This window comes from Kitasatospora sp. CB02891 (assembly GCF_002803145.1).
In the GTDB taxonomy this organism is placed as follows: Bacteria; Actinomycetota; Actinomycetes; order Streptomycetales; family Streptomycetaceae; genus Kitasatospora; species Kitasatospora griseola.
This window is the reverse complement of sequence record NZ_NNBO01000003.1, coordinates 255,773-279,961: the sequence shown is the minus strand read 5'-3', so window position 1 is coordinate 279,961 and position 24,189 is coordinate 255,773. Positions and strand designations below refer to the sequence as shown.

The window sequence follows — 24,189 nt, the reverse complement described above, 5'->3', positions numbered from 1 at the left end:
CCGCCCCTCCGCTGTTACCGCCGGTTACCACGGTCCCGGCCACCCGCCCTTTCGATCCTCCGCCCCGGGAGTGAACGTGACCGCGAACGACACCGCCGCCGGGCCGCTGACACCGCGCCAGGCCGAGCGCCGCCGGGGCATCCTGCGGGCGGCCACCGCGCTGGCCGCCCGGGGCGGCTTCGAGGCGGTGCAGATGCGCGAGGTGGCGGAGAGCGCGCAGGTCGCCCTCGGGACGCTGTACCGCTACTTCCCGTCCAAGGTGCACCTGCTGGTGGCGGTGATGCGCGAGCAGCTGGAACGGCTGCACGAGCAGGTCGGGCGGCGTCCGCCGACCGGGGCGGACCCGGCGGCCCGGGTCGCCGAGGCGCTCACCCACGCCTTCCACGCGCTGCAGCGCGAGCCCCGGCTGGCGGAGGCGATGGTGCGGGCGCTGTCCTTCGCGGACCGCTCGGTGGGCAGCGAGGTGGACGAGGTCGCCCAGGTCACCTCGGCGATCGTGCTGGCGGCCGCCCGGCTCCCCGACCCGCCGACGGCCGGCCAGCAGGCCGCGCTGCGGGTGGTCGCCCACACCTGGCACGCCACCCTGCTGGCCTGGCTGTCGGGGCGGTCCTCGCTGGCCGAGGTCCGGGCCGACCTGCACACCGCCGCCCGGCTGCTCACCCTCGCCACGCCCGCCCCGGCCGAGGACGAACTGCAACCGGTTCCACCACCTCCCGGGGGTGCCGCGCGGGTCGGCGGCTAGAGTCGTGGGGGCGCGGAATGGCCCCCACCGGACCGCCGACAACTTCATCCGCCTCCGAGGCCGGGGGAAGCCGGTGCGATTCCGGCACTGACCCGCAACCGTGAGCCGCGCCGTTCGACCGGCGCGGCGCAGTCGGACTGCCCGGCCGGAGACGAGCGGCCCCCCTCCGTCGTGGGTCTACGGGCGGCCCGTGCCTTCGGGTCCGCTGCGACCGCTCCCGAAAGGCTTTCTCCCCATGCTGACCGCTGCCCGCCTGGGCGCCGCCGCACTGGCCGGCGCCCTGCTCGCCGGCGCCGCCGCCGCGCCCGCCCTCGCCGACCCCTCCCCCGACGCGTCCGTCTCCGGCTCCCCGTCCGGTTCGGCCTCGGGCTCGGCCTCCGCCCCGCCCGCGACGCCCGGGGTGCCCGCCGGGCTGTACGGCAAGGGCGACCCGCAGTACGACGGCGTGTGGCGGCAGTCGCTGGCACTGATCGCCCTGCACCAGGAGCGGGTCGAACCCGCCGACGCGGCCGTGCAGTGGCTGCTCGACCAGCAGTGCGAGGACGGCGGCTGGCCGTCGTACCGGGTCGAGGGCGTGGCCTGCACCCCCGCCGCCGAGGACTCCAACGCCACCTCGATGGCCGTGCAGGCGCTCACCGTGCTCGGCAACCACCAGCAACAGGTCACCCGCGGCACCGACTGGCTGCGCGCCAAGCAGACCGTGGACGGCACCTGGGCGTACAACCCGGGCGCCCCCGGCGACGCCAACTCCACCGCGCTGGCGGTGAACGCGCTGCTGGCCGCCGGTCTCGACCCGGCCGCGACGTCCGTCCCGGGCGGGCAGTCCGCCTACGCCGGGCTGGCCTCCTTCCAGCTGGGCTGCTGGTCCCCCACCGAGCAGCGCGGCGCGTTCGTCTACCAGCCGGTGTCGGGCGCCCCGGCCGCGCCCAACACGCTCGCCGCCGCGCAGGCCCTGCTGGCCTCCGCGGGCGGGCACCTGCCGGTCACCACCTCCGACCGCAAGGACACCGCGCCGAAGGCCCTGACCTGCCCGGACACCCCGGGCGACGGCCCCGTCGCGCACGCCGACTCCGCCGAGGCGGACGCCGCCTGGCTGGCCGGCCGGCTCGCCGCCGGCGGGCACCGCCTGATGCTGGACACCCCGGGCGCGGCCGCGACCGCCGACTACAACTCCACCGCCTGGGCGGTGCTCGGCCTGGTCGCCACCGGCCACCCCGCCGAGGCCGCCAGCGCCGCCGACTGGCTGGCCGGCAACGGCTACGCCTGGGCCGCGCAGGGCAAGAGCGGCACCGACCCGTCGGCCACCGCCACCCTGGTGCTGACGGCCCGCGCCGCCAAGCTCGACCCGTACAACTTCGGCGGCGCCAACCTGGTGCAGCTGCTGGCCGACTCCGGCCCCAAGCCGAAGGTCGGCCCCGTCGGGGGCGACCCGCAGGCCACCCGGGCGCCCGGCTCGGCGATCACCGAACCCGACGAGAACAGCGGCTTCTCGGCCGGCTGGCTGATCGCCGTCGGCCTGCTCGTCGGCATCGGCGCCGGCATCCTGCTCAGCCTCAACCGCCGCCGCAACAACGCCGCCGCTGCTGCGAGCGCCGCGTCCGGCGACGCCCCGACCGGGGGCGCCTCGACCGGCGGCGCCTCGTCGGACGAGAAGCCGGAGCAGGACCGGTGACCGGGCGGGTCCGCCGGACTCCCCTGCCCGCGGCGGCGGTCGTCGCCCTGCTGGGTGTGCTGGCGGCGCTGCTCGGCCCGGCCGCCGGGTCCGCGCACGCCGCGGACTACCGGTACTGGTCGTTCTGGAAGGGCGGCGCCGAGGGCTGGGCGTTCCAGCAGGTCGGCCCGACCGGGAACGTGCCGGCGGACGGGGCGGTGGACGGCTGGCGGTTCGTGCTCAGCCCGGACGGCGGCCAGGACGCGCCGCGGCCGTCGCTGCCCGCCGACTCCGCCGCGATCTGCGCGAACACCGCGCCCGCCGGCGGCCACAAGCGGGTCGCCGTGGTGCTCGACTTCGGCACCGCGAAGGACGCGCCGAACGGTGAGAAGCCCGCCGAGGCCCGCTCGGTGTGCGCCTCGGTGCCGACCGCCGCGAACTCCGCGGAGGTGCTGGCCGCGGTGGCCGCGCCGCTGCGCTACGACTCCGGCGGGCTGCTGTGCGCGATAGCCGGCTACCCGCGCGCGGGCTGCGGCGAGCAGGTCGCGGCGGGCTCCGACTCCGCCACCGGGTCCGACGGTCCGGCCGACAAGGGCGACGGCGGACCGGCCGTCGGCGTGATCGCCGGAGTCGGCGCGGTGGTCCTGCTGGGCGCCGGCGCCCTCTGGCAGGCCCGTCGCCGCCGCACCCGCTGACCATGTCCGTTGACCGTCTGCGCCGCACCGCCCCCGAGGTCTCGAACTCGGGGGCGGTGCACAGCCGTTCACTGCCCCGGCAGCTGCACCCGGGCGCCTGGTGGCTGTGGTCGCTGGGCCTCGCCGCGGCGGCCAGCCGGACCACCAATCCGGTGCTCCTGCTGCTGATCCTGGCAGTGGCGGGCTTCGTGGTGGCCGCCCGGCGCGGCGACGCCCCGTGGGCCCGCTCGTACGCGGCGTTCCTGCGCCTGGGCCTGCTGGTGCTGGCCGCCCGGGTGGTGTTCGCGGTCGTGCTGGGCTCCCCGGTCGGCGGCACCCACGTCCTGTTCACCCTGCCCCAACTCCCGCTCCCCTCCTGGGCGCAGGGCGTCCGGCTGGGCGGTTCGGTGAGCCTGGAGGGCATCCTGTTCGCACTCTACGAGGGCCTGCGTCTCGCGGTGCTGCTGGCCTGCGTGGGCGCGGCGAACGCGCTGGCCTCCCCGTCGCGGCTGCTGCGGTCGCTGCCGGGCGCGCTGTACGAGGCGGGGGTGGCGGCCGTGGTGGCGATGACCTTCGCGCCGAACCTGGTCGCGGACGTCCGCCGGCTGCGCGCGGCCCGGCGGCTGCGCGGGCGCACCGACCGGGGGGTGCGCGCGGTGCTGTCGGTCGGACTGCCGGTGCTGGAGGGCGCGTTGGAGCGTTCGGTGGCGCTGGCGGCGGCGATGGACACCCGCGGCTTCGGCCGCACCGCCGACGTGCCGCGCCGACTGGTGCGCACCGCCGGGGCGTTGACGCTGGCCGGGCTGCTCGGCGTGTGCTGCGCCACCTACGGCCTGCTCACCGCGGGCAGCCACGCCTGGGCGCTGCCCGTCCTGCTGGCCGGCGTCGCCGCGTCCGCCGCCGGGCTCGCCCTGGGCGGCCGGCGCTCCGTCCGAACGCGTTACCGGCCCGACCCGTGGGCGCTCCCGGAGTGGCTGACGGCCGCCTCGGGCGCACTGGTCGCGGCCGCCCTGATCTGGTACGCGGGCCGCTGGCCGGAGGCCCTGACGCCGTCGGTGGTGCCGCCGACCGCGCCCCGGCTTCCGCTGCTGCCCGCCGCGGCCGCGCTGATCGGCCTGCTGCCCGCCTTCGTCACCCCCGAGCCGCCCCGGAGCACCAGGTGATCACTTTCGAGCAGGTCGGCGTGCGGTACGCCGACGCCGCCGAACCCGCCCTGCGCGGCGTCGACCTGACCGTTCCGGAGGGCGAACTCTGCCTGCTGGTCGGCCCGTCCGGCGCCGGCAAGTCCACCCTGCTGGGCACCGTCTCCGGCCTGGTGCCGCACTTCACCGGCGGCGTGCTGGAGGGCCGGGTCACCGTCGCCGGCCGCGACACCCGCACCCACCGGCCGCGTGAACTCGCCGACGTGGTCGGCACCGTGGGCCAGGACCCGGCCGGGCACTTCGTCACCGACACGGTCGAGGAGGAACTCGCCTACGGCATGGAGTCGTTGGGCCTGCCGCCCGCCGTGATGCGGCGCCGGGTCGAGGAGACCCTCGACCTGCTCGGCCTCGCCGAGCTGCGCGGCCGGGCGCTCTCCGCGCTCTCCGGCGGCCAGCGCCAGCGGGTCGCGATCGGCTCGGTGCTGACCGTCCACCCCAAGGTGCTGGTGCTGGACGAGCCCACCTCGGCGCTCGACCCGGGCGCCGCCGAGGAGGTGCTGGCCGTCCTGCAGCGGCTGGTGCACGACCTCGGCACCACCGTCCTGCTGTCCGAGCACCGCCTGGAGCGCGTCGTCCAGTACGCCGACCAGGTCCTGCTGCTGCCCGGGCCCGGCGAGCCGCCTGTGCTCGGCGACCCCGCCGCGCTGATGGCCCGCTCGCCCGTCCGCCCCCCGGTGGTCGACCTCGGCCGGCTGGCGGGCTGGGACCCGCTGCCGCTCACCGTCCGGGACGCCCGGCGGCGCGCGGCGACGCTGCGCGAACGGCTGCCCGCGCCGGCCCCCGCCCCCGCCCCGCCGACCGCCCCCGCGATCGCCACCGTCTCCCGACTGGTGGTCTCCCGCGGCCCCGTCCCGGCCCTGCGCGGCGTCGAACTCGCCCTGTTCCCCGGGCAGATCACCGCGCTCATGGGACGCAACGGCGCCGGCAAGTCCACCCTGCTGGGCAGTCTGGTCGGCCTGCACGCCCCCGACTCCGGGACCGTCCGGGTGAACGGCCGCACGCCGCACAAGTCCCGCCCCAAGGACCTGATCCGCTCCGTCGGCCTGGTCCCGCAGGACCCGCGCGACCTGCTGTACGCCGAGACCGTCGCGGACGAGTGCACCGCTGCCGACCAGGACGCCGGCGCCGAACCCGGCGCCTGCCGGAGCATCCTGGCCGCCCTGCTCCCCGGCATCGACGACCGGTGCCACCCCCGCGACCTCTCCGAGGGCCAGCGCCTCACCCTCGCGCTCGCCGTGGTGCTCGCCGCCCGCCCGCCGGTCCTGCTCCTCGACGAACCCACCCGCGGCCTCGACTACGCCGCCAAGGCCCGCCTCGTCGAGATCCTGCGCGCCCTCGCCGCCGACGGCCACACCGTCATGCTCGCCACCCACGACGTCGAACTCGCCGCCGAACTCGCCCACCGCACGGCCGTCCTGGCCGAGGGCGAGATCGTCGCCGACGGACCCACGCCCGAAGTCGTCCTCGCCTCGCCCACCTTCGCCCCGCAGACCGCGAAGATCCTCCCCCCGTACCTCACCGTCCCCGAAGTCGCCGCCGCCCTCAGGGAGTTGCCATGACCTCCGGGGAACTCGCCCGCCCCGTGCCGCTCGGACGGCGCTCGGTGCTCGCGCTCGCCCTGGTCTCCGCGGTCGGCGTCGCCGCGTTCGGCTGGCCGCTGCTCGCCGCCCGCGACTCCGACCTGGTCGGCCACTCCACCGACGCGCCCTGGCTGTTCGCCCTGCTGCTGCCGCTGCTGCTCGCCGTCCTGGTCGCCCAGCTCTCCGAGGGCCGCACCGCCGCCGGCGCCCCCGGCCTGGACGCCAAGGCCGTCGCCATGCTCGGCGTCCTGGCCGCCGCCGGCGCCGCGCTGCGCCCGCTCGGCGCGGGCACCGCCGGGCTGGAGCCGATGTTCTTCCTGATGGTGCTCTCCGGACGCGCCCTCGGCCCGGGCTTCGGCTTCGTCCTCGGCGCGCTCTCCATGTTCGCCTCCGGCCTGCTCACCGGCGGCGTCGGACCCTGGCTGCCGTTCCAGATGCTCGCCATGGGCTGGGTCTGCCTCGGCGCCGGCCTCCTCCCGGGCGCCGCCCGCCTGCGCGGCCGCGCCGAACTCCTGGTGCTCGCCCTCTACGGCGTCGTCTCCGCCGTCGGCTACGGCACCGTGATGAACCTTCAGGGCTGGCCCTACATCGGCGGCCTGGCCACCTCGATCTCCTTCGTCCCCGGCGACCCCCTCCCCGCCAACCTCACCCGCTTCGCCCTCTACTGCCTCACCACCTCCCTCGGCTGGGACCTCCCCCGCGCCGCCCTCACCGCCGTCCTCTGCCTCACCGTCGGCGGCCCCCTGCTGCGCACCCTCCGCCGCGCGACGCGCCGCGCGGCCTTCCACTAGGTACTGCGGGTCACCGATCGGCGCGGGTCACCGGTTGGTGCAGGTGAGGTCCTTCGCGGGCAGCCGGCCCGTGGTCAGGTAGCGCGTGAAGGCGCCGTCCGCGCAGGACGGGCCGGCCACCACCACGCCGTGGCCCTCGCCGTCGGCGACCGTGACCATCCGGGAGCCGTGCAGGGCCCGCCGCATGCCCTGGGCCATGGCGAGCGTCGCCTGCGGGTCCCACTGGTTCTGCACGATCAGCGCGTCGACGTCGTTGTCGACCGCAGTGGCCGGCTCGACCGCCGCCGACTTCCAGAACGCGCACGGCTGGATGTTCGCCCCCAGGTCGCCGGCCAGCGGGTACGCGGCCCGGTCGGCGATCGCGTCCCGCCGGTACTGCTCGGGGTCGCGCGGCCAGCTGCGGGTGTCGCCGCAGAACACCGCCCAGGTGACGGCCGTCTGGTTGTCGTCCACGACGCCCGGCGGGACGCCCGGCGCGGCCGGCCCGCCCGCGGCCGCGGCCTTCAGCGCGACGATCCACGGCGTGACGGCCTCGACCTGCACGAACGCGCGGTACCCCGAACGGATGGCGTCGCCGTCGAGCGCCTTCCCGTCGTCGGTCGGGACGGGCGTCCGACCGGCCTGCTCCACCAAGTCCCAGTACGTCTTGCGCACCTCCGCCGCGGTGGCCCCCAGCCCGTAGGTGGCGTTACGCTCGGCGGCCCACTCCGTCCAGCGGGTGAAGGCGAGTTCGGCCGCCGTCGACCAGCCCCGAAAGGTCCCCCGCCAGGCGAGCTTCGGGTCGAGCGCGCTGTCGAGCACGATCCGGTCCGACCGCTGCGGGAACAGCTGCGTGTAGACGGCGCCCAGGTACGTCCCGTACGAGTACCCGAAGTAGGAGATCCGCCGCTCGCCCAGCACCGCCCGGACAATGTCCATGTCCCGCGCCGTGTTGCGGCTGGTGATGTGCGGCAGCACGTCCCCCGCCTTCTCCCAGCACTTGTCGGCCACCGACCGGGCCCGCTCCACGTCCTTGCCGAACGTGGCTTCCCGGTACGGGTGTTGGATGCTGCGCTCGTCCTCCGTCAGGTCGCAGCCGACCGGCGAGCTCTTCCCGACCCCGCGCGGATCGAACCCGACCAGGTCGAACTGCGCCCGCACCTCCGCCGGCAGCATCGGCTCGAACTCCACCGGCATCGTCAGCCCCTGGCTGCCCGGCCCCCCGGGGTTCATCAGCAGCACCCCGTGCCGCTGCTTCGCGCTGGCCGCCTTGACCCGCGAGATCGCGACCTCGATCGTCCGGCCCGTCGGCCTCGCGTAGTCCAGCGGCACCTTCACCTTCGCGCACTCGAACGACGGCAGCCCGTCCATCTCGCAGCGCTCCCACCGGAGTTCCTGCTGCGCGTACCGCTGGAGCGGGTCCCCCGCCGCGAACGCCGTCACCGGAGTGAGTGCCGCCAGCGCGGCCGTCACCGCCCCCACGGTCAGCAGGGAAGTCGTTCGCCCGTCTCGCAGAACCATGCCCGTCCTCTGTGCAGAATCAGTCCCCCGGATCACCTCCAGTCTCCGTTCCGCCACCCCCGCCCCACGTACCGCCGCAGGATGGCCCCGGTCTCCAACCTGCGGCGTACAACCGGGCCCTGACGTCCCGCCACGGTCCCACCCGGGTCATCCTCCGGACGCGGCGGCTTGCCCCTCCCCCAGGGGCAGCGGGCACAGTGATCCCCGTGCAAGAGGATCTGATCACCATCGGGGAACTCGCGGCCGCAACCAGGCTCAGCCTCAAGGCCCTACGGCTCTACGGCGACCGCGGCCTGCTGCCGCCCGCCCGGACCGATCCGCGGACCGGCATCCGCCGCTACGGCCCCGCCCAGGTCGAACGCGCCCGCCGGATCGCCCTGTTGCGCGCCATCGGCATGCCGCTGGCCCTCATCGCGACCGTGCTCGACTCCCCCGGCGCGGAGCCCGCCGCGCTGCTCGCCGTGTACTGGCGCGAGCAGGAATCCGCGCACACGGCCCGCCGGGACGCGGTGGGCTACGCCCGAGAAGTCCTCACCGGAAGGAGCCCGGCCATGAACGAGATCGCCGAACGCGAAGTGGCGGAGCAGAAAGTCCTGTTCACCCGGTGCCACGTCACCGCCGCGAACCTCCCCGCCGTCCTCGCCTCGTCGACCGAACTGCTCCTCGCCCACCTGCGCGAAACCGGAGCCTGCCTGTCCGGACCGATCTTCGCCGTCTTCGACGGCCTGGTCAGCGAGGACTCCGACGGCCCCGTCGAGGTCTGCGCCCCCACCCGCGACGCGGTCGGACCCGCCGGGCAGATCGGCGTCCGCATCGAACCCGCCCACCGCGAGGCCTACCTCACCCGCACGAAGAGCCAGGCGGGCTTCGCGGCCATGGCTGCCGCCCACGACGCCGTCGGCACCTGGATCACCCTGCGCGGCTACGCCCGAAGCGCCTCCAACCGCGAGGTCTACTACCCGAACTGGGCCACCGCCGGCCCGGACGAGCACGTGGCCGACATCGCCGTCCCGTTCCACCCCGCGTAGGGCCGGCCTCCCCCAGGACCGGCCCCCGCACGTCCCCTACGCCTTCGGCCCGGCCGACTGCACCACCTCGAACGACCACACCGTCGACCCCGTCGCCGCCGGCTTGGGCCGGTCGCCCCCGCCCTGGTGTGCCGCCTTCATCGGGCCCTCCATCCACGCCTGGAACGACGCCTCGTCCCGCCACCGCGTGTACACCAGGTACTGGTCCGTCCCCTCCACCGGCCGCAGCAGCTCGAACCACTCGAACCCGTCCGCACCCTCGACAGCCCCGGCCCGCGACCCGAACCGCTGCTCCAACACCTCCCGCTGCTCCGCAGGAACAGTCAGCACATTGATCTTCACAACGCTCATGCCTCCATCCTCCCCCACCTCACACCGCCGAACCCGAAGGCCCGGCAGGACGGCGGGGGTGGCGGGAGACGGCAGCGGTCAGGCCGACTGCGCGGAGGTCTGCTGCACGCCGTCGACGACGGCGCGGGCCGTGATCGCGTTGGTGAAGATGACCGTGCCGGGCTTGATCAGGCCGTTGCCGGAGGTGCCTTCGACCTGGACGGTGCGTTCGCCGAGGAAGGCGAGCGAGGACTTGTCGAAGATCCACTCGGTGCGCACGCCGGTCTTCTGCTCGAACCGGGCCACCGCGATCCCGTGGCGGCCGGCGGCGTCGACGGCGTCGTCCACCTTGGTCACGCCCGGGATCTTGGCGGCGGCCCGGTAGAGCGCGGAGGCGAGTTGCGGGGACGGGTAGCTCTCGATCAGCAGGTCGCCGATGGTGGTGAACGCCTCGGCGTCGGGGCCGGGGCCGTGGCCCGCCGTCTCCGTGTAGATCTTCTTCAGCAGGACGTCGGGGTCGGTGGGCAGGGCGGCCAGGTAGTCGTAGGACGGCGCGTTGAGCCCCGGCGCCTCCGTCGTGTCCAGGGTGATGCCGTCCTTGTTCCGCCGATCGATCAGCCAACCCTTGTGGCCGTCCACCGACTTCCAGCTCCGCCGGGTGTCCAGGGCCTCGCCGACCGCCGACTCCTTGCCGTTGACCGACCACACGGACGTGCCGGCGACCTTCGACTCGATGTAGACGTACTGGCCCGCACGTGCCTGCGGGGCGGTGGTCTCCTGGGCGACCAGCGAGATCCGGTCGAGCAACTGGACGGCTCCCTGCGCGTCCGCGGGGCGGATGTCGGTGGTCAGGACGGGACCGGTGCCGGGGGCGGCGGACCGGACCGGGTCACCGCCCCGGCTCAGGCCGGCACCGACCACGACGGCGCCGGCCAGCACGCACGCTGCCACCGGCAGCAGGACGACGCGGCGCAGGAACGGGTTGCGCCGCCGGGCGGCGGGGGTGGGAACGGCGAGGTCTTCGTGGATCTGGGCCATCAGGCGCTCCTTGTGGAACTGGTGGCGACCCGTCGGCAGATCCCGCTCCACGGTCGGCAGGAAACCATCGGTCTCCGGCCGGTCAGCCGGGCGCGGCTGGGAGGGGCTGGCGTTCATCGGTGTCCTTCCGGTACGGGCCGGACCGCTGTCGCGCGGTCCCCGTTCATCTGTCGAGGGCGGCGGGCGGGTTCCCGTTTTTCCGCCGCCAGTTCCGAATCCGCGAGCTTGCGCAGCTTGGTACGGGCACGCGACAGCCGGGAACGCACCGTCCCGACCGGAATGCCGAGCGCCTCGGCCGCCTCGGCGTACTCCAGCCCGTCCCACAGGCACAGCACCAGAACCTCCCGCTCGGCACGCCGCAGCGCGCCCATCGCGGCCATCGTCGCCGCGAGCCGCCGCCGGTCGTCCACCTGCCCGACCACCTCCTCGGCATGGTCGGGCACCTCCACCACCGACGCCCCGCTCGCGGCGAGCGCCGCGGCCGCCGCACGGTAACGCCGGTTGCTGCGGCAGTGGTTGCGCGCCAGGTTCGTCGCGACGCCCAGCAACCACGGCCGCAACGACCCGCCTTCCTCGGCCACCCTGCTCCGCAACCGCCACGCCTCCATGAACGTCGCCGACATGACGTCCTCCGCGACCGACCAGTCCGCCGTCAGCCGGAACGCATGGTTGTAGACGGCCCGGGCATAGCGGTCGAACAACTCCCCGAACACGCTCGGGTCCCCGGCCCGCACCCGGGTTCGCATATCTGTGATCACTCCTATGAGCTGTCCGGCACCCACCCACGGGTTCCCGTGACGCCCGTCACGCCAGCCCCTCCGGACGAATATTCGCGAATCAGCGTCCTGCCCCGCCGGACGCCCGGGCATTCTGGGGCCGACCATCCACGGGAGGAGCAGACAGATGACCCGTCGACTGCGCTACATCGGAAGCAACTCGGGACACAGCGGCTGCCCGACACTGTACGAGGACGAGGAGACCGGGCAGGTGATCGTGCAGGGCGACCTCGTCACGGACCCGGCGGAAGTAGCCCAGTTCCGCAACATCAAGCCCGGCGAGGGGTTCGTGACCGTACCCCGCGTCCTGCTCGCGGACTTCGCACCGCGCGCCGCCGAGCGCGAGCCGGTGCTGATCGACTACGACGAGTTCGAGTCGATGTTCCACACCTTCCAGCACACGGCCTTCCGGTTGGAGACCCGCCGCCAGTACAGCTCGGACGAGCAGACCGAGACCTACCGCCGGTTCGTGGCCGGGGAGGATCCCGGGTGGGACATGGACGACGACTGGGCGCGCAACCGTCGTGCACAGTCCGCGCAGGGCAAGCGGTTCGAACGGGTGCGGATCATGGACAACCCGCCGACCCTCGGCCAGCGCTACCTGCTCGACAACGCCGAACAGATCGGCACGGTGGGCGAGGACGTCCGCTACCTGTGGCGGGAGGACGCCGACCGGCTGGGCCTTCCCCTGGAGGACGCCTGGGTGTTCGACTCCCGGGTGATCGCGCTGCTGCACTTCGACGCCGACGACGTGTTGACCGACATCGAGGTGATCACCGACCCGGTCCGGGTCAACCGCGCCTGCCAGGAGCGGGACGCCGCCTGGCACTTCGCCGTGCCGCACCGCGAGTTCCGGGCTGGGGTACCGTCCGGCGAGTGACCACCGATTTCCAACAGGCCCGTTACGCCCTCGGTCTGCGGCTCCGTGAGCTGCGGACCGAGGGCGGTCTCACCGGTCGCAAACTGGGCGACCGGCTCGGATGGACGCAGTCCAAGGTCAGCAAGCTGGAGACCGGCCGCCAGACCGCCACCCACGAGGACCTTCGGGCCTGGGCGGACGGTGTCGGGCAGCCCGAGGCGGCGGCCGAGCTGTCGGCCCGCCTTCGCGCGTTCGAAACACAGTCCCGCTCCTGGCGACGGCAGTTGGCCGCCGGTCATCGACCGGTGCAGGACCGGCTGGCGGTCGAGTGCGAGTCGTCGTCGGTACTACGGGCGTGGGAAAGCGCGCTGATCGCCGGCCTGCTCCAGACCCCCGACTACGCCCGGCATGTCTTCGAGGCCTACGTCCGCCTCCACCGCTCCCCCCGCGACATCGACGAGGCGGTGCAAGCCCGCATCCGCCGCCAGGAGTTGCTGTACCGGCGCGGCAAGCGCTTCCACATCGTCATGTGGGAGGCCGCGCTGCGGGCGAGGATCTGCCCGCCGAGCGTGATGGCCGCCCAACTCGACCGTCTCAGCGGTGTGATCGGCCTCGACAACGTCACTCTCGGCATCGTGCCGTTCGACGCCCCCGTCGAGCTGCCGCCCGCCAACGGGTTCTGGATCCACGACGAGCGCCTGGTCATCGCCGAGGACTGGCACGCCGAACTCTGGCTGGACGCCCCCGACAGCGTGGCCCTCTACCTGCGCGTGTGGGAGTCGCTGAACCGCGCGGCCGTCCACGGCCCGGCCGCCCAGCGGGTGATCGCCCGGTGTCGGCAGGCGTTGGACGTCACCTGAGCCCGTCCGCGAATTCCTCGCGCCGCCAGAGGAATTACCGAGAATCAGGCGCGCTCGCCACTGTCCCGGGCTCCTAGCGTGGAGCGCGGACGGACGGAAAGCCCGTCAACTCCGGGTGAGAAGAAGGAGACACCATGCCCACGTTCGACGGAAAGCACGGCGGCGGCAACGGCGACGGAGCCGGTGGCGGCCAGCAGGACGACAGCAGCAGCGGCAACAAGCACGGCGGCGGTGGCAGCGACGAAGGCGGCAACACCTCCGACGGCCAGGGACCGGCGGCGGGGCGCTGACATGGTGACGGCACGTCAGCTTGCGGAGTCGGGTCGCGAGCGGCTGGCCTCCGCGCTCATCGCCAACGGTTCGCTGCGGTCCGACTGGTTCGCGGCGTACCACGCCGTTCCCCGCCACCTGTTCGTGCCGGACACGGTGTGGCCGGGGATGGCGGACGGGGTGCGGCAGGGCGACGCGGTGAGCCGGCGGGAGGACGCGGCCGCGTGGTGGCGGGCGGTGTACGCGGACGTGCCGCTGACCACGCAGTGGGACGACGGGGCGCACCTCGGCAACTCCCGGGGAGCCGCACCGAGTTCGTCGAGTTCGATGCCCACGATGGTGTTCACGATGCTCGCGGCACTGGACGTCACCGAGGGCCACCGCGTGCTGGAGATCGGCACCGGGACGGGCTGGAACGCCGCGCTGCTCTCGCACCGTCTGGGCTCGGCGAACGTCGCCACCGTCGAGGTCGACAGAACCACGGCCACCGACGCCGGCCGCCGCCTCGCCCGAGCGGGGTACGCCCCGGTCGCCGTGGTCGGCGACGGCGCGGCCGGGCATCCGCCGGCCGCGCCGTTCGACCGGGTGATCGCCACCTGCTCGGTGCGGGAGGTGCCCCGCGCCTGGATCGAACAGTGCCGCCCGGGCGCGGTGATCGTCGCTCCTTGGGGGCCGGAGTACGGCGGCGAGGCCGTCGTGAGGCTGACGACCCAGCCGGACGGCAGCGCCCGCGGCAGCTTCGTCCACTCGTCGGCGTTCATGCGGCTGCGCGCCCAGCGCACCAGTCGTCCGAGCAGTCTCGCCTACCTGTCCGCGCCGTGGCCCGCCGACGGGGCCCGGTCCACCACCACCCTCTCGCCGGACGAACTCGGCGGCTGGGGGGCGATGTTCGCGATCGGCGCCCGGGTGCCGGGGGTCTTCCCGCTGACGGAACGGTACCCGGACGGGTCCTACACGCTCTGGTTGCACGACACGGCCGTCACCTCGTGGGCGACGGCCGATCGGGAGCCGGGGCGGGCGGAGTTCGAGGTGGTGCAGTCCGGCCCGCGCCGGCTGTGGGACGAGGTGGAGGCCGCGTGGCGGTGGTGGGACGCCCGGGGCCGCCCGGGGTTCGAGCAGTTCGAGCTCACCATCACGCCGGACGGCACGCACACCGTCCGGTTGGCATGACGGCAGGTCAGGAGTGGCGGCCGGACAGGGCCAGCGCCCAGGTCAGGCAGGCGAAGGCGGCGGTGGCGGTGAGGGCGCGGACGACGTTCCAGCGGACCCAGACGTCCTCGAAGGCGGCGCGGACGGCGGCCGGGTCGGTGAGCCTGTCGGGGGCGCCGGCGGCGGCCAGCCTGTCGTTGAGGGGGACGTTGACGGCGCTGGTGATGACGAACATGGCGAGGTAGAGGACGGCGGCGGCGCCGATCCACAGCAGGACGGTTCGGTTTCCGCCGCGCCACTGCAGGACGCCCGCGGCGACGATGAGCACCAGCGCGCCGACGAAGCCGAGCATGAACCAGCCGTTCAGGATGGCCACGTTGATGCGCTGCATGGTGTCGACGAAGGCTCGGTCCTCGACCTTGGCGAGGCCCGGCATCACCGAGCAGGCGTAGGAGTAGAACAGGCCCGCGCTGAGCCCTGCGGCGAGCGTCGCCCCGACCAGCGTCACCGTGCGAAGAACTGCCATGCCGTGGGCCCCCGTTCGTGCGGTCATGACGGACAGTCAACTCGGCGGGTGAGCCAAGATCCATGGCCCAGAAGCTCGTTGGCATGCGCGAGAGTCCACCCGGCCGGGCGCCGGACGTCTACGCTGGCCGCCATGGACGCGCTCGCCGCACTGCTGACCGGTCCCCGGGCCCAAGGGGCGTTCCTGCTGCGGTCGGTGTTCGACCCGCCGTGGGCGATCCGGATCGAGGACCGGGCGCCGCTGACGGTGCTGACCACGGTGCGCGGCGACGGCTGGATCGTCCCGGACGGCGCGCCGCCGGTGCCGCTGCGGGTCGGCGACCTGGCGATCGTCCGCGGGCCGGAGCCGTACACCGTCGCCGACCGGCCGGAGACCGCGCCGCAGGTGGTGATCCACCCGGGGCAGGTGTCGACCACCGTCGACGGTGAGCGGATGTGCGAGGAGCTCGACCAGGGCGTGCGGACCTGGGGCACCGCCGGGGACGCCGCGACGGTGCTGCTCAGCGGCACCTACCAGCTGCACGGCGAGGTCAGCGGACGGCTGCTGCGGGCGCTGCCGCCGGTGCTGCGACTGGCCGCCGAGGAGTGGAGTTCGCCGCTGGTGGCCCTGCTGGAGGCGGAGATCGGACGGGACGAGCCGGGCCAGGACGTGGTGCTGGACCGGCTGCTCGACCTGCTGCTGATCTCCGCGCTGCGCAGCTGGTTCGCCCGCGACGCCGGACACGCCCCCGCCTGGTACCGGGCGCACGCCGACGCGGTGGTGGGCCGCGCGCTGGGCCTGCTGCACACCGACCCGGCGCGCGCCTGGACGGTGCACGAGCTGGCCGCCGAGACGGGCGTCTCGCGGGCCGCGCTCGCCCGGCGCTTCACCGACCTGGTGGGCGAACCCCCGATGGCGTACCTGACCAACTGGCGGCTCGCCCAGGCCGCCGACCTGCTGGCCGAACCGGACGCCACCCTCGCCGCGGTCGCCCGCCGGGTCGGCTACGGCAGCGGCTTCGCGCTCAGCGCCGCGTTCAAGCGGGTCCGCGGGGTCAGCCCGCAGCAGTTCCGCGAGCTGGCGGGCGCCGCGGCCGGCTGACGGACCCGGCGCCCGGCCGGCCGCTCGCACCGGCCAGGACGCACCCCGACGCCGGGCGTCCCTGTTGCCCCGTGGGATGGTCCTGCATAATCACCCCGTTCGTTTCCGACCCGAGGAGGACCGGCCGATGCCGGCAGACCGCTGCCCCCGCTGCGGCACCGTAGGGCCGGCCGGCAGCTGCGCGTGTCACGCCTTCTCCCCGGCCGAGCAGACCGCGGTCCTCCCGCCGCTGGACGGCCCGCACCTGGTGCGCCCGTACGTCGCCGGCACCCCCGTGGTGGAGCCCGGCAACCCGGCCGCCGACCCGTTCGCGACCCGGGTCGGCCCGCCCTCGGTGCAGCCGATCACCGCGCAGTCGCCCTCGGACCGGCCGCCGTTCGTGCCGCCGCAGGCGTCCGCTCCCGGGGCCGTCCCGCCGTCGGCGCCCGGCCTGCCGCCGCACGTCCCGCAGGCCGCCGGCCCGTTCGCGCCGCCGCAGCCGCCCCTCCCCGACCTGCCCGACGCCGCCGCGACGCAGCTGCTGCCGCCCGTCCCGCCGCAGGGAACGGCCGCGCCCGGACGGTTCGTGCAGACCGAGCAGGGCGTCCCGTTCCCGCTGGGCCGGGTGGTACCGCCGCCGCAGCCGCAGCCCGAACCGCCGACCGCGCTGATCCCGCCGATACCCGCCGGCCCCGAACCCGCCACGGCGCTGCTCCCGCCGGTGCCCGCCGGCCCCGACCCGGCCGCCATGCCGGTCCCCCCGACCCCGGGCTCGGCACGTCCGCCTGCCGACCTGGGCATGTTCAGCTTCCACGACGACGAGTCGGCCGCGCCGGTCAGCCGGGCTGAGCGCCGTTCGCAGCGGCGGCGCAGCGCCGACCGCAAGCGGCTGGTGATCGCGGGCGGCGCGGTGGGCGTGACGGCGCTGGGCGCGAGCCTGGCGATGCTGCTGTCCTCCTCGCCGAGCACCGTCGACAACGCGCTGCCCGTGCCGAGCGGCCCGGCGGTGGCCTCGTCCGCCGAGGGCACCCCGAGCGCACTGCCCAGCGTCGAGGCGTCCCCGGACGCGTCGGCGAGCGCGAACAGCCCGTCGCCGACCCGCACCTCCGCCCGGCCGTCCCAGCCCGTCATCAGCACTCAGCCGATGGCCGCGCCCGTCACCACCGCCCCGGCCACGAACAGCCCGTCCGCCTCCCCGACCGCCCAGCCGTCCTCGTCCGCCCCGATCCGGACCCTCCGGCGGAACGACACCGGGCCGGACGTGGTGCAGCTCCAGCGGCTGCTGATGGCGGTCGGCTGCAACCGGATCGGCGATCTCGACAGGGACAGGACCAGCAGCAACCAGGTCGGCTTCGGCTTCTGGACGGAGACCGCGCTGGCCGGTTTCCAGCAGCAGAACCGCAGCACGCTGAAGGGCATCGAGCGGGGTGTCTACGACCCGCAGACCCGAGCCCTGCTGGAGTCGATGGCACAGAACCCCAACTGCTGACCCGTGCACCTCGCTTGACGCACCGTCAGCCCGCGATCGCCTTGAACAGGCTGAAGCCGGCCAGCGCGATCATCGCCAGCGCGGCGACCCGGACGATGACCTTCATCGGCACGTGCTGGAGCAGCTTCTGCCCGCCGACGATGGCGATGCCGCCGACCGCGCACAGCGCCAGCCAGGAGCCCAGTCCGACGGCCAGCGGGTCGGCGTACTTGGCGGCCAGGTTGGCGGTCATGATCTGGGTGAGGTCGCCGAACTCGGCGACCGCGACGATCACGAAGCTGGTGCCGGCCACCTTCCAGAACGAGCTGTTCGCGGGCTCCTTGGCCTCGCCCTCCTCGTCCTCGTCCTCCTTGTGCCACAGCAGCATGCCCGCGCCGACCAGGAACAGGACGCCGGAGACGCCCTCCACCCAGCGCTGCGGGAGCAGCGCCAGCAGACTGCCCGCGACCAGGGCGAGCGCGACCTGCAGGGCGAACGCGGCGGCGATGCCCGCGAAGACGTAGCCCGCCCGGTACTTGGTGCCGAGGACCAGGCTGGCCAGCGCGGTCTTGTCCGGCAGTTCGGAGAGGAAGATGATGCCGAACGTGAGCGCGGCGATGGTCAGGCTGTTCATCGGATACGGGGGTCTCTCGGTCTCGGGCCGCCGCGCCCCGGGCACCCGCAGAAGGGGACGCCTCGGCCCGGCAGCACTGGTTCATGGTCACAGCACTGCGGCCGAAGGTCTCGCCGACACCCCGTGAGGTGCCCCGGGCGCCGGGCACGTCCGCGAGGGACGGGCCGGTATGTCGACGGTCCGGTGGAGGGCTACTCCCCTTCAACAACCCGGCGAGTTTACCGGCTGCCGCCCGGGCCGCCGACCAGCCCGCGGCCGACCAGTTCCAGTACGGCGGTGACCGCCACCGCCTCCACCGCCAGCAGCGCGACCAGCACGAACAGTTGCACCGCCCCGGCCTGGACGGGCGTCGCGCCGCCGAGCAGCATGCCGACGAACGCGCCGGGCAGGGTGACCAGGCCGACGGTGCGGGTCTGGTCGAGCGCGGGCACCAGCGAGGTCGCGGCGGCCGTCCGGCAGATCTCCAGCCGGGCGTCGCGTTCCTCGAACCCGAGGGCCAGCGCGGCCTCCACCTCGCCGTGCCGCAGCCGCAGCTCGTCCAGCGCCCGCCGCCCGGCCAGCGAGGTCGCGGTGAGCGCCCCGCCGATCAGGATGCCCGCGACCGGGATCACGCTGAGGCCCTTCGGCGGCAGCAGCCCGGTGACGGCCAGCAGGAGCAGCACCGGCAGCACCCCGGCGGCGATCGGCACCGCCGCCCACGCCCACTCCCACCGGCCGCCCGGCCCCGCCCGGCCCTCGCCGGTCCGCCGGCCGGCGGTGCGCACGGCGACGGCGAACATCAGCACCACGAACAGCGCGGACGCCCACAGCGAACGCACCACCCAGGCGATCACCAGCGCGACGGCCGCCAGCTGCACGGCTGCCCGCACCCCGGCCCGCAGCACCGCCCGCCCGTGCCCGAGCCCACCCCGTCCGGCGACCAGCGCGGCCACCGCGAGCAGCACCGCGCACGCCACGCCGAGCGGCCAGGTGACCGGCAGCAACTGCGAACCCGCGCCTGCGGAAAGCGTTCTCACGTTCTGTGGGTTCCGTCAGATCCAGCTGGTGAACCACATCCGGGCGCGCCACTCGGACATCGGGATCACCTCCGCCGTGTACAGCGGGTGGAAGTACGCGAAACAGCCCACGATCGCCAGCACGATCAGCCCGGCCCCGGCCGCGCCCCACCGGCGGCGGCTCGGCGGGCAGCCCTCCGGCCCGAGCATCGCCCCCAGCATCTGCGTCACCGCCAGACACAGGAACGGCACCAGCAGCACCATGTAGAACGAGAAGATCGTCCGCTGCTGGTACTGGAACCACGGCAGGTAGACCCCGGCGACCCCGGCCAGGATCGCGCCGGACCGCCAGTCCCGCCGGAAGAACCACCGGTACAGCACGTACGCCAGCGCGAAGCACGCCGTCCACCACAGGAACGGGGTGCCCAGCGCCAGGATCTGGCTCGCGCAGCCCTCGGCGGACGTGCAGCCGCGCTGCCCGTCCGGCACCTGCTCCCAGTACATGGACACCGGGCGGCCCTGCACCAGCCAGCTCCACGGGTTCGACTGGTAGCTGTGCGGGGACGACAGGCCGGTATTGAAGTCGTACATCTGTGCGTGGTAGTGCCACAGGCTGCGCAGCGGCGCCGGCACCCAGCTCATCGACACCTGCGGCAGCGGAATGTCGACCAGCGGCGTCCGGGCCGGGGACAGCCCCGCCCGGCCGTCCGCCCACTGCCGGCCGTAGCCGCCCGTGGTCGCCAGCCAGCCGCTCCACGCCACCACGTACACCACCAGCGCACTGCCCACCATCGACAGCGCGGCCGGCCACAGGTCGCGCCGCAGCATCGACCGCCAGGCCCGGCGGGCACCCGCCGCCCGCCGCCCCGCCTGGTCCCACAGCAGGACGAGGACCGTGAACACCGCCAGGATCTGCAGGCCGTTCCACTTGACCGCGCACGCCGCGCCCAGCAGCACCCCGGCCGCCACCCGCCACGGACGCACCCCGAGCCGGACCTCGTCGCCGGCCCGGCCCCCCTCCGCGAGCGCTGCGCGCAGCAGGTCGCGGGTGCGGTCCCGGTCGATCAGCAGACAGCCGAACGCGGCCAGCACGAAGAACGCCGAGATGCCGTCCAGCAGACCGACCCGGCTCATCACGAACTGCAGCCCGTCCACGGCCGTCAGCAGCGCCGCGACACACCCCAGCAGCGTCGACCGGAACAGCCGGCGCCCGATCCTGGCCAGCATCAGCACGCTCACCGAGCCCAGCACGGCCACCGCGATCCGCCAGCCGAACGGGTGCAGGCCCCAGAAGTGCTCCCCCACCGCGATCACCCACTTGCCGAGCGGCGGATGCGCGACGAAGGCCGGCGCCCCGCTGAGCGGGATCACCTGCGGCACACCGAGGATCAGCTGGTTCGCGTTGTCCGGCCAGACCCCCTCGTAGCCCTGCTGCAGCAGCGACCACGCGTCCTTCGGGTAGTACGTCTCGTCGAACACGAACGCATTCGGGTACGGCAGGTCCCACAGCCGCAGCACCCCCGCGAACACCGCCACCCCGACCGGCCCCCACCACCGGAACCGGTCCCGCCTCACCGCGACCCCCACGACCGCCTGCCGCGACTCGACCGCCAGCGCCATACCCTTCCCGTCCGCAAGTTGACGACATGTCCGCAATGTCCGCATCCTAACGGCCAAGAAGCGCAGGGATGCATAGGCGGGCGCCGGGGGTACCCCCGGGCGAAGCCGAGGGGGCGGAACTGCGCGGAGGGGAGCGCACCCGACCGCAGGTCGCGACGCCCGACGACGACGTGCCCGTGATCGCGGCCTTGCGGACGGGCCGTGCGCTCGTCACGCGGTTCCCCTCACCCCTTACGTTTGACCCTCGACCAGGTCGAGGCATCAGGGTCTACCGCGTGGAGAGCAGATTGCGCAGCATCGGCGAGACGGCCCGCGCCAGCGGACTGAGCGTCAGCGCCTTGCGGTTCTACGACGGCGCCGGCGTCTTCGCCCCCGCCGTGGTGGACCCGCGGTCGGGGTACCGGTGGTACGCGGACGAGCAGCTGCCGGACGCCCGCCTGCTGGCGAGGTTGCGTCGCGTGGGCATGCCGCTGGCCGGGATCACCAGGGTGCTGACCGGTACGCCGGCCGAGGCCCGGGCCGAGCTGGACGCGCATGTGCGGCGGCTGGAGGACGGCCTGTCCGATGCCCGCCGTGAGCTCTCCGCCGTCCGTGCCGCGCTCGATTCGAGGGAGTTCCCCGTGCCGCAGACCCGACTGACCGTTCCCGCCGACCGCCTTGCCGCCGCGCTGGACGCGGTGCGCTTCGCCGCCCCGTCCGACGCCTCGGTGCCCGCCGTGGCGGGTATCTTCCTGGACGCGGAGGACGGCGTGCTGCACCTGGTCGCCACCGACCGCTACCGGCTGGCGGTCGCCGACTGCCCGGCCGTGCTGGACGGCCCGGCCGTCTCCGCGCTGCTCCCGACCGCCCTCACGGACGCCGCCCGGGCCCTGCTCGCGGATGCGGAGGAGGCGGAACTGGTCCTGGACGGCGAGCAGTTCACCGTCCGCGCGGCCGGTCGCGAGCTCTCCGGCGAGCGGGTCGAGCACGACTTCCCGGACTACCGCCGCCTGGTCCGTCTGGAGCCGACCCACCGCCTCACGCTGACGGCCGACCAGCTGCGCAGCATGCTCGCCGCCACCGAGCCGTCCGTGGTGACCCGCTCCCAGGACGGCGTCGACTTCCCCGTCGCTCCCCTCACCGCCACCGCCGCCGACGCCCTCCCGGGCACCGACCCGGCCGAGCTGCTGGTCCACGTCAACCGGGACTTCCTGCTGGAGGCCGTGGGCGGCGCCGACCAGCTGGTCCTCGAACTGACCGGCCCGATCGCCCCACTGGCCATCCGCTTCCCGGCCCGCGAGGACACCTTCTCCCTCCTGATGCCCACCCGCCGCTGACCCGCCCGCGGACCCGAAAAGGCCGCCCGCCCGGGAAGGACTCCCGGGCGGGCGGCCGGTTTCGGGTCAGGCCGCTTTCGCGTCAGGCCACGGCCTCCAGCTCGCGCAGCTCGTGCTGCGGGACGTTCAGCACCCGGACGTTGTCCTGTGCGGGCGTCAGGTAGCCGCGGAGGCGGACTGCCAGGGCGACGATCAGCAGGGTGCAGAGCGCCATCGAGGCGAGGTAGAGCGGCCAGGTGCCGGAGCCGACCAGCAGGACGCCGACGGCGGGGCCGACCGCGACGGCGGTCTGCTTCACCAGGGCGTAGCCGGAGTTGTAGGTGCCGAGCAGTCGGGCCGGGGCGAGGTCCGCGACGATCGGGCCCATGGTGGGGGCGAGCAGGGACTCGCCGACGCCGAACAGGGCGTAGATCGCGACGATGGCGATCGTCGCGGCCATCGCGTCCTCGCGGATCAGGCCGGCGACCAGGGCCATGCCCCAGGCGGCGAGCCAGACCACGCCGGCGGCGGCCATCGCGGTGGTGCGGCGGCGACGCTCGGTGATCCGGACGACGAACATCTGCAGCAGCACGATGGTCAGCGCGTTCGCGCCGATCGCCAGGCCCAGGGTGGAGGGCGCGGTGCCGACGGTGTCGGTGGCGAACGCGGCGACGCCGGACTCGAACTGGCCGTAGCAGGTGAAGAAGATCAGCCCGGCGAGCAGGCACAGCCGCAGCATCGCCTTGTCGGCGACCAGCGTCCGCAGCCCGCTGCTCCTCCCGGCCGCGGTCGAGCCGGCCGGCTCGACCTCCGTCGCGGGCATCCTCGCGGTGCCGGTGACGGCGGCCAGGCCGAGGAACGTCAGCGCCTCGATGGTGAAGAGCCTGGTCAGGCTGGCCGGGTCGGCGGTGTCGACGACCTGGCCGCCGACCAGCGCGCCGATGCCCATGCCGAGGTTGACCAGGGTGAACTGGAGCGCGAAGGCGCGGGAGCGCTCGGCCTTGCGGGTGCAGCGGACGATCATCGTGGCGAGTGCGGGCTGGCAGGTGGTGACGCCGGCGCCGAACAGGAAGGAGGAGATCAGCAGCGTGGGCGTGCTCGCGGCCTGGCCGAAGGCGAACGCGCCGGCGGCGGCCATCGCGGTGCCGGCCAGCAGCACCGGGCGCGGGCCGTACCGGTCGATGCCGCGGCCGGTGAACGGCAGCACGGCCAGCGCGGCGAGCGCGAACACGGTGAACACCGCGCCGGCCGCCGCGGAGCCGAGGCCGCGCACCTCGCTCACGTACACGAACATGTACGGCAGCGTGAAGCCGCTGCCGAACGCGCTGAGCGCGTTGCCGATCTGGACGCGACGCAGTCGGCCGCCCCACTCCTTCACTTGGCACCCCTCGAAGACTCCGAAAGCAGGCCCTGCGGCCCTCGCTTTACCCCGTAAGATTTCAGACCTAAAGTCTACGCATAGAAACCTTAACGAGTCAAAGGCTTAACAGCTGCACCATGCGTGGAACAATGACCGTATGAGCGCACGCAGAGCGGAGCCCGACTCCGCCACCGAACTCGGCATCGCCGAACAGGTGGCCCTCTACCAGCGGGAGTTCCCCACCGTGGATCCCCAGGTGGAGACCATCGTCTCCACCCTCTCCCGACTCTCCCGCCGGATGAACGTGGCCTACAGCCGCCAGCTGGCCACCCTCGGCATCACCAACGCCGAGTGGGAGGTGCTCAAGGCGCTGGTGTTCGCCGGCAGCCCGTACCGGCTCGGCCCGGGCGAGCTCGCCAAGCGGCTCGGCCTGACCCCGGCCGCGATGACCCACCGGATCGACCGGATGGTCGCCGAGGGCCTGGTCACCCGCGATCGCGACGAGGCCAACCGGGTCCGGGTGATCATCGAGCTCACCCCGATCGGCCGCGACAAGTGGATCGAGCTGATGCGGATGGCCGCCGTCTTCGAGGGCGACCTGCTCCAGGACGTCCCCGGCGAGGACCGTCCCGAGCTGGCCGCGACGCTGACCCGGATGCTGCGCCGGATCGAGGAGTCCCAGCCGGACGCCCTCGGCCGCACCGACGACCTGACCTGCTGACCCGCCGCTGCGGCGGGAAGGCGGCGGCCGGGGAAACGCGACGAGGGGCGCGGGGAGAGTG

At 74.3% G+C, this 24,189-nt stretch carries 24 protein-coding genes and 1 riboswitch; of the genes, 15 read left to right on the top strand and 9 right to left on the bottom strand.

All coding sequences use genetic code 11. The features are described from left to right. Window positions 1-76 precede the first annotated feature (76 nt). The 6 genes from CG736_RS10075 to CG736_RS10050 all read left to right on the top strand — a co-directional run bounded on the left by CG736_RS10075 (window position 77) and on the right by CG736_RS10050 (window position 6,640). Window positions 77-742 carry a TetR family transcriptional regulator gene (locus tag CG736_RS10075; protein ID WP_100585835.1) on the top strand — a complete coding sequence of 222 codons (666 nt, stop codon included), beginning with the start codon at window positions 77-79 and terminating at the stop codon, window positions 740-742. Window positions 743-805: 63 nt separating this feature from the next. Then, window positions 806-885: riboswitch (cobalamin riboswitch) on the top strand. Between the two features lie 92 nt (window positions 886-977). Beyond that, complete coding sequence (locus CG736_RS38550; RefSeq protein WP_100585834.1) at window positions 978-2,414, top strand: prenyltransferase/squalene oxidase repeat-containing protein; 1,437 nt, start codon at window positions 978-980, stop codon at window positions 2,412-2,414. Further along, window positions 2,411-3,088, top strand: coding sequence for an SCO2322 family protein (locus tag CG736_RS10065; RefSeq protein ID WP_100585833.1), 678 nt, complete (start codon window positions 2,411-2,413; stop codon window positions 3,086-3,088). The genes CG736_RS38550 and CG736_RS10065 overlap by 4 nt, the downstream gene beginning before the upstream one ends. A 2-nt stretch (window positions 3,089-3,090) precedes the next feature. Next, on the top strand, window positions 3,091-4,230 hold the full coding sequence (locus CG736_RS10060; RefSeq protein WP_198520424.1) for an energy-coupling factor transporter transmembrane component T: 1,140 nt from the start codon (window positions 3,091-3,093) through the stop codon (window positions 4,228-4,230). After that, window positions 4,227-5,828 (top strand): ABC transporter ATP-binding protein, encoded by a 1,602-nt coding sequence (locus CG736_RS10055; protein WP_100585832.1) that lies wholly within the window; start codon window positions 4,227-4,229, stop codon window positions 5,826-5,828. Before CG736_RS10060 ends, CG736_RS10055 begins: the two co-directional genes overlap by 4 nt. Next, window positions 5,825-6,640, top strand: a complete 816-nt coding sequence (locus CG736_RS10050) for an ECF transporter S component (RefSeq protein ID WP_100585831.1) — start codon at window positions 5,825-5,827, stop codon at window positions 6,638-6,640. Before CG736_RS10055 ends, CG736_RS10050 begins: the two co-directional genes overlap by 4 nt. A gap of 27 nt (window positions 6,641-6,667) precedes the next feature. On the opposite strand, the gene CG736_RS10045 is transcribed toward CG736_RS10050, so the two are convergent. Then, complete coding sequence (locus CG736_RS10045) at window positions 6,668-8,140, bottom strand: alpha/beta hydrolase (protein ID WP_100585830.1); 1,473 nt, start codon at window positions 8,138-8,140, stop codon at window positions 6,668-6,670. 206 nt (window positions 8,141-8,346) lie between these two features. On the opposite strand from CG736_RS10045, the gene CG736_RS10040 reads away from it, so the two are divergent. Continuing rightward, entirely contained in the window at window positions 8,347-9,168 is an 822-nt protein-coding gene (locus tag CG736_RS10040; RefSeq protein ID WP_157815499.1) for a MerR family transcriptional regulator, read from the top strand. Window positions 9,169-9,204: 36 nt separating this feature from the next. On the opposite strand, the gene CG736_RS10035 is transcribed toward CG736_RS10040, so the two are convergent. The 3 genes from CG736_RS10035 to CG736_RS10025 form a co-directional block, all read right to left on the bottom strand. Further along, window positions 9,205-9,519, bottom strand: coding sequence for an antibiotic biosynthesis monooxygenase (locus CG736_RS10035; RefSeq protein WP_043913727.1), 315 nt, complete (start codon window positions 9,517-9,519; stop codon window positions 9,205-9,207). A gap of 78 nt (window positions 9,520-9,597) precedes the next feature. After that, on the bottom strand, window positions 9,598-10,653 hold the full coding sequence (locus CG736_RS10030) for a CU044_5270 family protein (protein WP_100585828.1): 1,056 nt from the start codon (window positions 10,651-10,653) through the stop codon (window positions 9,598-9,600). Further along, the gene (locus CG736_RS10025) at window positions 10,650-11,282 is read right to left on the bottom strand and encodes an RNA polymerase sigma factor (protein ID WP_198520423.1); all 633 of its coding nucleotides are present in this window, start codon (window positions 11,280-11,282) and stop codon (window positions 10,650-10,652) included. Before CG736_RS10025 ends, CG736_RS10030 begins: the two co-directional genes overlap by 4 nt. A gap of 157 nt (window positions 11,283-11,439) precedes the next feature. Here CG736_RS10025 and CG736_RS10020 point away from each other — a divergent pair, with 157 nt between their 5' ends. The 4 genes from CG736_RS10020 to CG736_RS10010 all read left to right on the top strand — a co-directional run bounded on the left by CG736_RS10020 (window position 11,440) and on the right by CG736_RS10010 (window position 14,471). Next, entirely contained in the window at window positions 11,440-12,192 is a 753-nt protein-coding gene (locus CG736_RS10020; protein WP_100585826.1) for a DUF6879 family protein, read from the top strand. Next, the gene (locus CG736_RS10015; RefSeq protein ID WP_100585825.1) at window positions 12,189-13,031 is read left to right on the top strand and encodes a helix-turn-helix transcriptional regulator; all 843 of its coding nucleotides are present in this window, start codon (window positions 12,189-12,191) and stop codon (window positions 13,029-13,031) included. The genes CG736_RS10020 and CG736_RS10015 overlap by 4 nt, the downstream gene beginning before the upstream one ends. Before the next feature lie 134 nt (window positions 13,032-13,165). After that, complete coding sequence (locus CG736_RS37000; RefSeq protein WP_198520422.1) at window positions 13,166-13,321, top strand: hypothetical protein; 156 nt, start codon at window positions 13,166-13,168, stop codon at window positions 13,319-13,321. 1 nt (window position 13,322) lies between these two features. Then, complete coding sequence (locus tag CG736_RS10010) at window positions 13,323-14,471, top strand: methyltransferase domain-containing protein (protein WP_100585824.1); 1,149 nt, start codon at window positions 13,323-13,325, stop codon at window positions 14,469-14,471. 7 nt (window positions 14,472-14,478) lie between these two features. Here CG736_RS10010 and CG736_RS10005 read toward each other — a convergent pair whose 3' ends face one another. Next, window positions 14,479-14,976, bottom strand: a complete 498-nt coding sequence (locus CG736_RS10005; RefSeq protein ID WP_100585823.1) for a DUF1772 domain-containing protein — start codon at window positions 14,974-14,976, stop codon at window positions 14,479-14,481. Window positions 14,977-15,108: 132 nt separating this feature from the next. Here CG736_RS10005 and CG736_RS10000 point away from each other — a divergent pair, with 132 nt between their 5' ends. Together CG736_RS10000 and CG736_RS09995 are read left to right on the top strand one after the other, a co-directional pair. Further along, window positions 15,109-16,056 carry an AraC family transcriptional regulator gene (locus CG736_RS10000; RefSeq protein ID WP_100585822.1) on the top strand — a complete coding sequence of 316 codons (948 nt, stop codon included), beginning with the start codon at window positions 15,109-15,111 and terminating at the stop codon, window positions 16,054-16,056. A gap of 127 nt (window positions 16,057-16,183) precedes the next feature. After that, complete coding sequence (locus tag CG736_RS09995) at window positions 16,184-17,524, top strand: peptidoglycan-binding domain-containing protein (RefSeq protein ID WP_100585821.1); 1,341 nt, start codon at window positions 16,184-16,186, stop codon at window positions 17,522-17,524. Between the two features lie 25 nt (window positions 17,525-17,549). Here the strand turns inward: CG736_RS09995 and CG736_RS09990 are convergent, their stop codons facing one another. The 3 genes from CG736_RS09990 to CG736_RS09980 form a co-directional block, all read right to left on the bottom strand. Further along, on the bottom strand, window positions 17,550-18,137 hold the full coding sequence (locus CG736_RS09990; protein ID WP_100585820.1) for a TMEM165/GDT1 family protein: 588 nt from the start codon (window positions 18,135-18,137) through the stop codon (window positions 17,550-17,552). Between the two features lie 218 nt (window positions 18,138-18,355). Further along, window positions 18,356-19,153, bottom strand: coding sequence for an ABC transporter permease (locus CG736_RS09985; protein WP_100585819.1), 798 nt, complete (start codon window positions 19,151-19,153; stop codon window positions 18,356-18,358). Between the two features lie 15 nt (window positions 19,154-19,168). Further along, entirely contained in the window at window positions 19,169-20,752 is a 1,584-nt protein-coding gene (locus tag CG736_RS09980) for a dolichyl-phosphate-mannose--protein mannosyltransferase (protein ID WP_100585818.1), read from the bottom strand. Window positions 20,753-21,027: 275 nt separating this feature from the next. Here CG736_RS09980 and CG736_RS09975 point away from each other — a divergent pair, with 275 nt between their 5' ends. Further along, entirely contained in the window at window positions 21,028-22,068 is a 1,041-nt protein-coding gene (locus tag CG736_RS09975) for a MerR family transcriptional regulator (protein ID WP_232733903.1), read from the top strand. Between the two features lie 82 nt (window positions 22,069-22,150). Here the strand turns inward: CG736_RS09975 and CG736_RS09970 are convergent, their stop codons facing one another. Next, the gene (locus CG736_RS09970) at window positions 22,151-23,425 is read right to left on the bottom strand and encodes an MFS transporter (protein WP_100585816.1); all 1,275 of its coding nucleotides are present in this window, start codon (window positions 23,423-23,425) and stop codon (window positions 22,151-22,153) included. Between the two features lie 139 nt (window positions 23,426-23,564). On the opposite strand from CG736_RS09970, the gene CG736_RS09965 reads away from it, so the two are divergent. Further along, window positions 23,565-24,128: a MarR family winged helix-turn-helix transcriptional regulator gene (locus CG736_RS09965; RefSeq protein WP_100585815.1), complete on the top strand. Its 564-nt coding sequence runs from the start codon at window positions 23,565-23,567 to the stop codon at window positions 24,126-24,128. Window positions 24,129-24,189 lie beyond the last annotated feature (61 nt).